General features: G+C 64.0%; 5 protein-coding genes and 5 pseudogenes. 4 read left to right on the top strand and 6 right to left on the bottom strand.

The window, feature by feature from the left end; all coding sequences use genetic code 11:
• Nucleotides 1-42 precede the first annotated feature (42 nt).
• The 4 genes and pseudogenes from AC0L7P_RS06810 to AC0L7P_RS06795 form a co-directional block, all read right to left on the bottom strand.
• Nucleotides 43-501: a methylated-DNA--[protein]-cysteine S-methyltransferase gene (locus tag AC0L7P_RS06810; protein WP_473435024.1), complete on the bottom strand. Its 459-nt coding sequence runs from the start codon at nucleotides 499-501 to the stop codon at nucleotides 43-45.
• Nucleotides 498-3,461 carry an isoleucine--tRNA ligase gene (gene ileS / locus AC0L7P_RS06805; RefSeq protein WP_473435023.1) on the bottom strand — a complete coding sequence of 988 codons (2,964 nt, stop codon included), beginning with the start codon at nucleotides 3,459-3,461 and terminating at the stop codon, nucleotides 498-500. Before ileS ends, AC0L7P_RS06810 begins: the two co-directional genes overlap by 4 nt.
• A gap of 203 nt (nucleotides 3,462-3,664) precedes the next feature.
• A pseudogene (locus AC0L7P_RS06800) lies at nucleotides 3,665-4,671 on the bottom strand (YcjF family protein).
• 58 nt (nucleotides 4,672-4,729) lie between these two features.
• Nucleotides 4,730-6,146: pseudogene (locus AC0L7P_RS06795) on the bottom strand (YcjX family GTP-binding protein).
• A gap of 195 nt (nucleotides 6,147-6,341) precedes the next feature.
• Between AC0L7P_RS06795 and truA the strand changes: the two are divergent.
• From truA to AC0L7P_RS06780, 3 genes and pseudogenes are all read left to right on the top strand, one after another.
• On the top strand, nucleotides 6,342-7,118 hold the full coding sequence (gene truA, locus AC0L7P_RS06790) for a tRNA pseudouridine(38-40) synthase TruA (protein WP_473435022.1): 777 nt from the start codon (nucleotides 6,342-6,344) through the stop codon (nucleotides 7,116-7,118).
• A gap of 104 nt (nucleotides 7,119-7,222) precedes the next feature.
• Nucleotides 7,223-7,534, top strand: coding sequence for a hypothetical protein (locus AC0L7P_RS06785; RefSeq protein ID WP_473435021.1), 312 nt, complete (start codon nucleotides 7,223-7,225; stop codon nucleotides 7,532-7,534).
• Between the two features lie 4 nt (nucleotides 7,535-7,538).
• Nucleotides 7,539-7,766: pseudogene (locus AC0L7P_RS06780) on the top strand (Sir2 family NAD-dependent protein deacetylase); the annotation flags it as partial.
• Nucleotides 7,767-7,966: 200 nt separating this feature from the next.
• Here AC0L7P_RS06780 and rpmB read toward each other — a convergent pair.
• Both rpmB and meaB read right to left on the bottom strand, forming a co-directional pair.
• On the bottom strand, nucleotides 7,967-8,254 hold the full coding sequence (rpmB, locus tag AC0L7P_RS06775; protein WP_473435020.1) for a 50S ribosomal protein L28: 288 nt from the start codon (nucleotides 8,252-8,254) through the stop codon (nucleotides 7,967-7,969).
• 132 nt (nucleotides 8,255-8,386) lie between these two features.
• Nucleotides 8,387-9,383: pseudogene (gene meaB / locus AC0L7P_RS06770) on the bottom strand (methylmalonyl Co-A mutase-associated GTPase MeaB).
• 95 nt (nucleotides 9,384-9,478) lie between these two features.
• On the opposite strand from meaB, the pseudogene hrpB reads away from it, so the two are divergent.
• A pseudogene (gene hrpB, locus AC0L7P_RS06765) lies at nucleotides 9,479-11,918 on the top strand (ATP-dependent helicase HrpB).
• Nucleotides 11,919-11,964 lie beyond the last annotated feature (46 nt).

Raw genomic sequence — 11,964 nt, 5'->3', positions numbered from 1 at the left:
CTGAAATTTACCTGAAAAGCCTGATTTCTGCTATCACCGCATCTATATCAACAGCCCGGCGGCCCCTTCCAGACGCAGCAGCGCCACCTTGGATTCAATCCCGCCACGCCCTGAATACCCGCCCAGCCCGTTGGCCGCCAAAATCCGGTGGCAGGGGATGAAGATAGGCAGCGGATTGGCACCGCAAGCCTGCCCGATCGCCTGAGCGGGCGCGCCCAACTCCCGGGCAAGATCGCCATACGTGCGGGTTTCGCCGTATGGGATCGCCAGCATCGCTGCCTGCACCTGACCTTGCAATTCACCACGTCCGCCCGCTAGCGGCAGATCGAAGGTTTGCAATGCTCCGTCGAAATACGCGGCCAGTTGTGCCGCTGCCCGATCCAAAAGCGGCGTATGGTCCGCCCCCCGCCCGCCCCAGTCCAGCGCGGCAAGCGCACCATCCCGGGCCACCAGCGTGAGGCGGCCCAGGGGGCTTTGAACGGTAAGGGCGGTTTCGTTCACCCCGCGTTCAGCGCGCTGTCGCAGCGGCCACAAACGCCCGCGTGGGTGTGGCTGCCCACATCGGGCAGGATTTTCCAGCAGCGTTGGCATTTGTCGCCCGATGCCGGTTGGAACTGCACCCAAATGCCCGGCACATCGTCCAGGGCAAAGCCTTCGCCCTGCCCCACCTGCACCGTCAGATCCGAGGTGATACAGACATCGTCAAACGGTACCGTGGCCAGAATATCGGCGGTGTCCTGATCGACAAAAACCACCGGCGCGGCCTCAAGCGAGGCACCGATGGTTTTCTCGCGCCGCTCTACCTCAAGCGCGCCCAGAACCACCCGGCGCACCCGCCGGATCGTGGCCCATTTCGCCGCCAGTGCATCGTCGCGCCAATCGGCGGGGGTTTCGGGAATATCCTGCAGGTGGATGGAGCTGTCGTCGCCCGGGAACCGCTCCAGCCACACGTCCTCCATGGTGAAGACCAGAACCGGCGCCAACCATGTGGTCAGGCGGTGGAACAGAATATCCAGCACGGTCCGCGCGGCATTGCGCCGCTCTGACGGGCCATCACAATACAGGGCATCCTTGCGAATGTCGAAATAGACCGCCGACAGATCGACCGTGGCAAAGGTGAAAATCGCCTGAAACACGCCCTGAAAATCATACCGCGCATAGCCGTCGCGCACGACCTGGTCCAATTCCGCCAACCGGTGCAGCACCCAACGCTCAAGCTCGGGCATATCGGCGGGCGCGACGCGTTCATCCTCGGAAAATCCCGCCAGATTGCCCAGCAGAAACCGCATGGTATTGCGCAAACGGCGATAGGAATCGGCGGTGCCCTTCAGGATCTCGGGACCGATCCTTTGATCGTTGGTGTAATCGGTTTGGGCCACCCACAGGCGCAGGATGTCAGCGCCGTATTGTTGCACGATCTTTTCGGGAACGATGGTATTTCCGATGGATTTGGACATTTTCATGCCCTTTTCATCCAGCGTAAACCCATGGGTCAGCACCCCGCGATAGGGCGCACGCCCCCGGGTGCCACAGGCCTGCAACATCGACGAATGGAACCAACCGCGGTGCTGATCGGTGCCTTCGAGGTAAAGATCCGCCAACCCATCATCAGACCCGTCGGCACGGTCGCGCAGCACAAAGGCATGGGTCGACCCGGAATCGAACCAGACATCAAGAATGTCGAACACCTGATCGTAATCGTCAGGATTCACGATGCCGCCAAGAAACCGCTCTTTGGCACCTTCTACATACCACGCATCTGCACCCTCTTGTTCGAAAGCATCAACAATCCGGGCATTTACAGCCTCGTTTCGCAGCAGAAAGTCGGAATCGTCCTGTTTTGCGTCCCGCTTGGTAAAGCAGGTCATCGGCACGCCCCAGGCCCGCTGACGGCTTAGCACCCAATCGGGGCGCGCCTCGATCATCGAATGCAGCCGGTTGCGCCCGGAACGGGGCGTCCATGTTACCAGCTCATCAATGCTGGTCAGCGCGCGCTGACGGATCGTTTCGCCGTATTGATCATGACCGTCGCCCACGGGCCGGTCGATGGCGGCAAACCACTGGGGCCGGTTCAGACGAATCACCGGCGCCTTTGAACGCCACGAATGGGCATCGGACAGGGTGATCCGCCGGGTGGCAAACAATGCGCCCGGCTCTTTCAGCTTTTCGATCACCGCCTTGTTGGCGCCGCCCGGTTTGCCGTTGGGTTTCAACACCGCCTGACCGGCAAAAAACGGCAAATCAGGGCGGAAGGAACTGTCATCAAGGATGTTATAGGTCATCTTCAACCCGTGCTTCACCCCGATGGCATAATCATCGTCACCGTGGCTGGGCGCGGTATGAACGAACCCGGTGCCGGCATCCGCCGTCACATGGCCGCCGGGCAACAGGCGCACGTCGAAATCCCATTCGCCATCGGCGCCATCCAGCGCGCGCAGGGGGTGGGCGCAATGCAAACCGGCCAATTCGCCCGCCGACACCCCGCGCAAACGGCGCACCATGTCGGGGGTCAGGCGACCGGCGGCAAACACCTCCTCGGCCAAATCATCGGCCACCAGAAATTTTTCACCGATCATTGCCCAGCATTCTTCTGGCCGCCCGATCACCTCATAGAGGCCATAGGCGATGTCGGGACCAAAACAGATCGCCCGGTTCTGGGGGATGGTCCAGGGCGTTGTCGTCCAGATCATCACGCTGGCCTGATGCAATTCATCGGCCAGAAGCGCGGCATCGGCGCCGCCGAAATCATCGTCCTCGCCCGTGGCCATCACGGTGTTGCCGCCGGAAACCACAGGGAACCGCACCCAGATCGCATCGGACTGGCGGTCGTGGTATTCCACTTCGGCCTCGGCCAGTGCCGTCTTTTCGACCGGCGACCACATCACCGGTTTGCTGCCCTGATACAGCGTGCCGTTCATCAGGAATTTCTGAAATTCCTCGGCGATCACCCGCTCGGCGTGGAAATTCATCGTCAGGTATGGATCGGCCCAATTACCGGTCACGCCAAGACGTTTGAATTCCTCGCGCTGGATATCCACCCAACCAGCGGCAAATTCACGACATTCCTGCCGGAATTCGACCACTGGAACGGCGTCTTTATCCCGGCCCTTGGCACGGTATTTTTCCTCGATCTTCCATTCGATAGGCAGACCGTGACAATCCCATCCGGGGATATAGCGGGCGTCTTTGCCCATCATCTGCTGGCTGCGCACCACCATATCCTTGAGGATCTTGTTCAGGGCATGCCCGATGTGCAGGTTGCCGTTGGCATAGGGCGGGCCATCGTGGAGCGTGAAGCTTTCGCGCCCCTGCTTTTCGCGCAGCCGATCATAGACGCCAATCCGCGCCCAACGTTCCAGCCATTCGGGTTCACGCTTGGGCAGGCCCGCGCGCATGGGGAAATCGGTCTGCGGCAGGCGCAGGGTGTCTTTATAGTCGTGTTCAGGCGTGTCAGCGCACATGAGAAAACCCAATCGGATCAGAGGTCAGGAAAATGTGAGAGGGTCGGCGCGAAAGAGATCATACGCCTTGTCCCGGCGGCTCGGTTGGGTCAGAGCGCCGGGCCGGTAATTCGACGCATGATCAGGTCGATGGTCCACATAGGCGCTGTATAGGCCGCACCCCCAGAGGGTAAAGGCCCCAACACCAGAGGCCATGGCGCAAATCAATCGCCGCCCTGCCCGGGAAACAGACCGGTCAGCGCCCGGCTGACCATGCGCGAAACGGACGGGCGCGGCGCGCGGTGAAACGGCAGGGGGCGGCAGACCTCGATCGCGGCCACACCCACCCGGGCGGTCAGCGCGCCATTCACCACGCCTTCGCCAAAGCGGCGCGATACCTTGGACAACAGGCCACCCCCGGCGACCGAACCGATCAGATCATCGCCCACCGCCACGGCCCCCGTGGCCACCAGATGGGTCAGCACCGTTCGCGTCAGGCGCCAACTGCCCAATGTCCCGCCACGCCCGCCATAGATTTCGGCGATTCGGCGGATCATCCGCAGATTGCTGGTCAGGGCGGTCACCACATCGGCCAAAGCCAGCGGCACAAGGGCGGTGACCGTCGCCACCTGCCGTGCTGCCGCCTCGACCTCAAGGCGCGCGGCGGCATCAAGGGGGTCAGCAGTTCAACCTCGGCCAGATCGAACAATCCGTCCGCATCAAAACTGTCGCCGCGCCGTTCGGCCAGCCGGGTGCGGCCCCATTCCAACTCGGGGCGCGCGGCGTAAAGCGTCAACAGCCGATCGACCACCTTGCGCGCCGCCCCCAGATCACCGGCCGCACGCGCGGTTTCAGCGGCCTTGTGAACGCCATCCAGTTTTTGCAACCGCGCCAGCGCCGCCCATTCTTTCATCGCAATGGCCAGCAGGACGATAACAAATGCCCCCACCAGCGTCGCCGCCGCGTACCCCACAATGGGATGGGCCGCGATAAGGCCGGTAACCACCGACCACGCCGCCAGCGACAGGAAAAACCCGATGATCGCCACCAGCAAGCGCCAAAACCACCGCGCCAGAACCGAAGGGCGGCGCGCGGCCAGAATGGCAACCGTGCGCATCGCCTGGCCTGTTGGCCCTTCAATGGCCAGATCCGGCACCGGTGGCACCTCTCCGGGGGTGGGGTGGGGCGCGGCGTCTGACTCATCCTCGATCAGGATCGGGCCTTTCACCATGGGAATTCTCCGAAATTCATGCCCAGTCCTTTGAGTAATGCGTTTTCATCGCCCGCGTTCACAGCCGATCCCCGATCAAAAACTGCGCCGCCCGATCCAGCCGAATGTGGGGTGGCCCTTCGCCGGGTTTCAGGGTCAGGGGTTGGGGGGCAAAGGCCATGACGCCGTAATCCCCCTCCAGCCACCTTTCCTGTCCGGCCCGCGCCGGGCCAAGCAGATGCATCGGGTCTTCGGGCAGTTCACCGGGATAAAACGCCGCCCGTTTGCCGCTGTTCAAAAGCTGCCCGCGCACCACATCCAGCGTGCCGCCCTTGTGGGGCACTGTGTCTTCGGTGGTGGCGCGCAGGGCGGCGATGGACATGGCGGCCGTCTGTGCCCCGGCAAAATCGGCGCGGGATTTGGCATCGGCTACCAAAGCCTGCATGATCGCCGTCAGGCGCGGGTGCTGACTGTGGTGCAGGTGATCGGCCTTGGTGGCGGCAAACAGGATCTTTTCCACCCGTTTGCCCAGCAAAAGCTGGCTTAACCACGCGTTGCGTCCGGGGCGGAAGGCCGACAGGATGTCGGACATGGCAAGGCGCATGTCCTCAACCGCTTGTGGCCCTGCGTGGATCGCGCCAAGGGCATCGACCAACACGACCTGCCGGTCGATCCGGCTGAAATGATCGCGAAAGAAGGGTTTGACCACTTCGCGCTTATAGGCGTCAAACCGGCGCTCCATCTCGCGCCAGAGGCTGGCGCGCGGCACGCTGGCGGGCTTTTCCAGAGGCGCGAATGTCAGCACGGGCGAGCCCGGCCAGATCGCCCGGCAACAGGAACCGCCCCGGGGTGCAATCGGAAAACCCAGCCTCGCGCGCTGCGTTGAGATAGGCGGTAAAACTGGCGGCAAGGCGGCGCGCCACCGGTTCGTCCAGCCGGGCGGCGGCATCGGTATCCCCGGCCAGCGCCAGATATTCAGCCGCCAGAGGACGCGGCACGATGCGCGCCAGCGTTTCGGCGGACCATTGCGCAAAGCTTTTGTCCAGCAATGCCAGATCCAACAGCCATTCGCCCGGATAATCGACGATATCAAGATGCACCGTGCGCGGCCCGCGCAGCCCGGCGATCAGGCCCGTGGGCTGCACCCGCAGGGACAGGCGCAGTTCCGAAATCGCCCGGGTGCTGGCGGGCCAGTGAGGCGCGCGGCCCGTCAGATCGGCCAGATGGGTTTCGTAATCGAACCGGGGCAATGTGTCGTTGGGCTGGGGTTGCAGATAGGCGGTGCTGATCGTGCCATCGGCGGCGGCCACCAATTGCGGCATCCGCGCACGGTTCATCAGATTGGCCACAAGCGAAGTGATGAACACCGTCTTGCCCGCCCGTGACAAACCGGTGACGCCCAGCCGCACGACGGGTTCAAGAAACGCGCCTGAAAAAGTGGCGCCGATGGAATCCACCCCGCGGCCCAACCCGTCTGCAATATCGCCGATGATCAAATCTGTCGTCCCCTGTGCCTGCACCGCAACATAAGGCGCCGCGCGCCCGGGTTCCAGTGCAGCCCTGATCCACTACCCTGATCCAGCGGCCGCGCCTGCGGCGCGATTCCAGTCTTTGTCTGGCGCCCGTGTCAGGCGGTTCGCCCACACGCAGGCGCGATTGCCTTTGGCTGGTGTCCGGGATACGCAACCGCCATGCCCCGCTTTGCCCTCAGGATTGAATATAATGGCGCCCCCTTTGCCGGCTGGCAGCGGCAGCGCGACCTGCCCAGCGTGCAAGGCGCCATCGAAGACGCCCTGAGGCGGCTGGAGCCTGACGCCCCCGGCATCGGCGCCGCCGGACGCACCGATTCGGGGGTACATGCCACCGCGCAGGTGGCCCATTGCGATTTGCGCCAGGCGTGGGAGCCATTTCGCCTGTCTGAGGCATTGAATTATCACCTGAAACCGCTGCCCGTGGCGATCACCGCCGTGGCGCTGGTGGCAGATGACTGGCACGCGCGATTTTCGGCCATCGAGCGGCGCTATGTGTTTCGTCTGGTGGCACGGCGTGCGCCGGTCGTGCATGACGCCGGGCTGGTCTGGCAGGTGCGTCATCCGCTTGCCCTTGGCCCGATGCAGGACGGCGCGCGCCATCTGTTGGGGCTGCATGATTTCACCACGTTCCGGTCAACCATGTGTCAGGCGAAATCGCCAATTAAGACACTGGATCAACTGGATATTACAGAACACCCCTATCCCGGCGGCCAAGAATTCCGCTTTGCCCTGCGCGCCCGCAGCTTTCTGCACAATCAGGTGCGCAGCTTTGTCGGCACCCTGGAACGTGTCGGCGCGGGCCACTGGCCGCCCGACCGGGTGCGCGCCGCACTGGAGGCCCGCGACCGCGCCGCCTGTGGCCCGGTCTGCCCGCCGCAAGGGTTGTATCTTGACCACGTTGGATATTCTGATCCGCCGTTCCCGCCTGCCCTCTGAAAAATTGTGATTTGCCCGAAATATGTAAAACTGGCAATGTGCCCGGATTGGGCAGAACCGGAATCACCGTAAACATACGGGGTCCGGCAAAAACGAGGCAAGACATGAAAACCATGCTTATCATCGCGGCCATGGCCGTGGGGACAGTTACCTTTGGCACAACCGCAGTTCACGCGGGCACGATCGAACGCGCCTGTCTGCATTCGGATCGCAAGGCAGCGAACCGCGCCCTGTGCGGCTGTATTCAGCAGGTGGCAGACCTGACCCTTGACCGCCGCGATCAGCGTCAGGCGGCAAGATTCTTCAGCGACCCGCACCGCGCGCAGGTCGTGCGCCAATCCAGCAGCCGCCGCGACGAAGAATTCTGGAAGAAATACAAACAGTTCGGCACCAACGCCAAGGCCTATTGCAGCTAAGCGATTGCCCTTGATCGTTTTCCTGACAGGCGCGGGTCTTTCGGCGGAAAGCGGGCTTGGTACGTTTCGCGACACCGGCGGCCTTTGGGCGCAATACGATCTGAACGACGTGGCCACGCCCAAAGGGTTTGGCCGCGATCCTGCACGGGTGCATGATTTCTTTAACCTGCGCGGCAAGGCCTGCCAGGTGGCGCAACCAAACGCCGCACATCTGGCGCTGGCCCGGCTTGAGGCGCGGCAGGGGCGGAAACCCCGAAGCTGAACCTTGCCCCTTCCGAAACCACCAGCCGTTTTGACAAGGCAATCACTGGCTGGGCGAGCGAGACTGTTCCGGATTTTGTGGCGCAAATCCTGACGTCATAAGCGCGATCTCTCAGAAACGCCAAAGGCCCCGCCAAACGGCAGGGCCATCATTGCGATCACGACGCCGAATCAGACGGCGGCTTGCGCCTTGGCGATCTCTTTTTTGATCTTCAGCGCGTCGGCCGAAAGGTCAACATCCTTGGCTTTGGCCATGAACGCATCCAGACCACCACGATGATCGACGGTGCGCAGGGCAGCGGCGGAAATCTTCAACTTGAACGTGCGGCCCAGCGATTCGGACATCAGCGAGACTTCGTTCAGGTTGGGCAGGAACCGGCGACGTGTTCTGTTTTTGGCATGGCTGACATTGTTGCCAGACATCGGGCCTTTTCCGGTCAGTTCGCAACGACGCGACATGGGTTCATCCTATTTCTGGGGTCAGGGGCGGGCACGTATGCCCAATCTGACACTGCTTGACGGCACCGCAGATGCGGCGCCATGAATTCCGTTTCAGGCTCATACGGCGACGGCCCGGGGGCGTCAAGCGATTCATCCCTTTTCGGTGCCGATCAACCCCTGCAAAATCTCTGCCGCTGCCGCAGACGGGGGCGCGCACCGCTGGCCACCTCTTTGTCCAGCCGCGCCATCGCCCCGGCCATGGCCGGATCGCCCTGCAAATGCGCCAATACCCCCTGCCGCACGTCCTCGTGAAACCAGTGCAGCGCCTGATCCCGCCGCCGCCTGTCCCAGTGGCCATTCTCGCGCCGCCAATCGGCCAACTCCTGCATCTTCTCCCACGCCTTCGACAGCCCATCGCCTGCAACCGCCGATACTGTCATCGCCAGCGGAAACCCTTTGGGATCTTCCGCCCGCTTGCGCAGCAGCCGCAGCGCCCCGGCATAATCGGCGCGGGTGCGCTGCGCGGTCGATTTCAGATCGCCATCGGCCTTGTTGATCAGGATGATATCGGCGGTTTCCATGATGCCACGCTTGACCCCCTGCAATTCATCCCCCCCGCCGGGGCCAGCAACAGCACGAACAGATCGGCCATTTCGGCCACCATCACCTCGCTTTGGCCCACGCCCACGGTTTCGATCAGCACAACATCAAACCCCGCCGCCTCGCACAGGCTCACCGCTTCGCGGGTGCGCCGGGCGACGCCGCCCAGTTCGCTCTGACTGGGGCTGGGGCGGATAAAGGCATTGGGGTTGCGCGAAAGCCGCTCCATCCGGGTTTTATCGCCCAAAATCGATCCGCCCGAGCGGGCCGAACTGGGATCAACCGCAAGAACCGCCACCCTGTGGCCCGCATCGCACAGCATCATCCCGAAGGCTTCGATAAACGTCGATTTGCCCACGCCCGGGGTGCCCGACATCCCGATCCGCAGCGCCTGCGGGGCGTCGGGGGCCAGACGTTCCAACAAGGCGCGGGCATTGGCCCGGTGATCGGCACGGCGGCTTTCCACCAGCGTGATCGCCCGGGCCAGGGCGCGGCGTTCGCCCGCAACCACCCCACGGGCCAGCGTTTCAAGATCAGAACCCACCATGGCGCCCCCTTTTCGCCCACAGGTTTGCCCGTGCCATGGGGGAATTGTCCAGCCACCTCTGGCATCATGGGCAAAGCCAAGCGATAACCGCGCCCATGATACACCTGCCCATCGACGATGCCCTGCCCGCCCTGCTGGATGCCCTGCGCGCCCGGGGCCAGGCCGTGCTTCAGGCGCCCCCCGGTGCGGGCAAAACCACACGCGTGCCGCTGGCCATACTGTCGGCGCTGAACCCGGCGGGCAAGATCGTGATGCTGGAACCCCGCCGCCTTGCCGCCCGCGCCGCCGCTGAGCGCATGGCCCAAACCCTTGGCGAATCCGTGGGGCAAACGGTGGGCTATCGCATTCGGGGCGAAGCGAAAGTGTCACGCGCCACCCGGATCGAGGTCGTGACCGAAGGCATCCTCACCCGGATGATCCAGTCAAACCCCGAACTGCCCGGGATCGCGGCGCTGATCTTTGACGAATTTCACGAACGCTCGCTGAATGCCGATCTGGGGCTGGCCCTGTGCCTTGAGGTGCGCGGCGCGCTGCGCGACGATCTGATGCTGGTGGTCATGTCGGCCACGCTGGACGCCGCGCCGGTGGCCGGGTTGATGGGCGATGCGCCGGTGATCACATCACAGGGGCGGGCCTTTCCGGTGGAAACCCGCTGGCTGGATCGCCCGGTGCCAAAGGCGCAACGGTTCGAATCCGCCATGGCCGATCTGATCAGCGACGCCGTGGCGCACACCAGCGGCGGCCTTTTGGCCTTTCTGCCCGGTGAGGGCGAAATCCGCCGGGTTGAACAGGCACTGACCGGGCGTCTGCCCGGTAATGTCACGATTCGCCCCCTGTTCGGTGCCCTGCCCTTTGCCGACCAACGCGCCGCGATCACGCCCGCCAAACAGGGGCGCAAACTGGTGCTGGCCACGGCCATCGCCGAAACCTCGCTGACGCTGGAGGACGTGCGCGTGGTCATCGACGGCGGGCGGTCGCGCCGCGCAAGGTTCGACCCCGGATCAGGCATGTCACGGCTGGTGACCGAACGGGTGACCCGCGCCGAGGCCGAACAGCGCCGGGGCCGCGCAGGCCGGGTGGCGGAAGGCACCTGTTTTCGCCTCTGGGCCAAGGGCGAAGAGGGCGCATTGGCCCCCTTCCCCCCTGCCGAGATCGAGGCCGCCGATCTGGCCGGTCTGGTTCTGGAGCTTGCGCTTTGGGGGGTGTCTGATGCCGCCGCCCTGCCCTTTCTCACCACCCCGCCCCAAGGGGCCTTTGGCGAGGCACAGACGTTGCTGACCGGGCTGGGCGCCCTGAAAAATGGCCAGATCACCGACCATGGCCGCGCTTTGGCCGCAATGCCGCTGCACCCCAGACTTGCACATATGTTACAAATCGCCGGCCCAAAGGCGGCCCCGCTGGCCGCTCTCTTGTCTGAACGCGACATTCTGCGCGGCGCACCGGTTGATCTGGCCCTGCGCCTTGCGGCCCTGCGCGATCCGCGCGCCTTTGCTGACCGTTCCCCCCACCGGATCGACCGGCCCACCCTTTCGCGGGTCACCCAGGAACAACGCCGCCTGACCCGATTGGCCGGCCCCGAGGCCGCGTTGACCCCGGCCCAGCACGCCGCGCTGGCCTTTCCCGACCGGATCGCCCTGCGCCGCAACGGCGACGATCCGCGCTTTGTGCTGTCAGGGGGCAAAGGGGCGATTCTGCCGGCCGATGATCCGCTGGCGAACGCGCGGCTGTTGGTGGTGACCGACACCGACGGCCACCCGCGCGAGGCGAAAATCCGCCAGGCCATCGAAATCACCCAGGCCGATGTCAGCGCCATTCACGGCGATGCCATGGCGTGGCACGACGTCTGTGAATGGGACAGGCGCAGCCGCCGGGTGGTTGCCCGCCAACAGTTACAATTCGGCGCGCTGGTGCTGGAGGATCGCCACTGGCAGGATGCCCCCCGAAGCCCGCGCCCGTGCCATGCTGGACGGGGTGCGCGATCTTGGGTTTACCTTTTCCGCCCCTTCCCAACGCCTGCGCGCGCGGGTCGCGCTGGTCAGGGAAACGGGGGCCGATCTGCCTGATATGTCGGAAACTGCGCTGATGGAGGGTATCGACCACTGGCTTCTTCCGCATCTTGGCCATGTGGGCAGTGCGGGGGCGTGGAAGGGGTTTGACCTCACCCAACCCCTGCGCGCCATGCTGGATTGGGACCAAGCCCAAACGCTCGACCGAGTCGCACCGGCCAATTACACCACGCCCCTGGGCAACAAGGCGCCCATAGATTATTCCGGCGACGATCCCGAAATCGAAATCCGCCTGCAAGAGATGTTCGGCGTTGCAACCCATCCCGCCGTCGCCGGACGCCCCTTGCGCATCACCCTGCTGTCACCGGCCCGCCGCCCGGTGCAAACCACCATGGATTTGCCCGGCTTCTGGGCCAGTTCCTATGACGATGTACGCAAGGACATGCGCGCCAGCTATCCCCGTCACCCATGGCCGGAAAACCCGACCGAGGCCGAACCGACCTTGCGCGCCAAACCGCGCAGCAAATAGGAAATATTGCGCCAAACCGCGCAGTAAGTAGAAACCACGCGACATC

The organism is Oceaniglobus sp. K40-3 (assembly GCF_055808395.1).
This window is presented reverse-complemented; position numbering and strand designations above follow the sequence as displayed.

What these genes read in the sequence shown, in the direction of transcription:
- ileS (WP_473435023.1), bottom strand. Translation starts at nt 3,461, where the DNA reads ATGTGCGCTGACACGCCTGAACACGACTATAAAGACACCCTGCGCCTG.
- truA (WP_473435022.1), top strand. Translation starts at nt 6,342, where the DNA reads ATGCCCCGCTTTGCCCTCAGGATTGAATATAATGGCGCCCCCTTTGCC.
- AC0L7P_RS06785 (WP_473435021.1), top strand. Translation starts at nt 7,223, where the DNA reads ATGAAAACCATGCTTATCATCGCGGCCATGGCCGTGGGGACAGTTACC.
- rpmB (WP_473435020.1), bottom strand. Translation starts at nt 8,254, where the DNA reads ATGTCGCGTCGTTGCGAACTGACCGGAAAAGGCCCGATGTCTGGCAAC.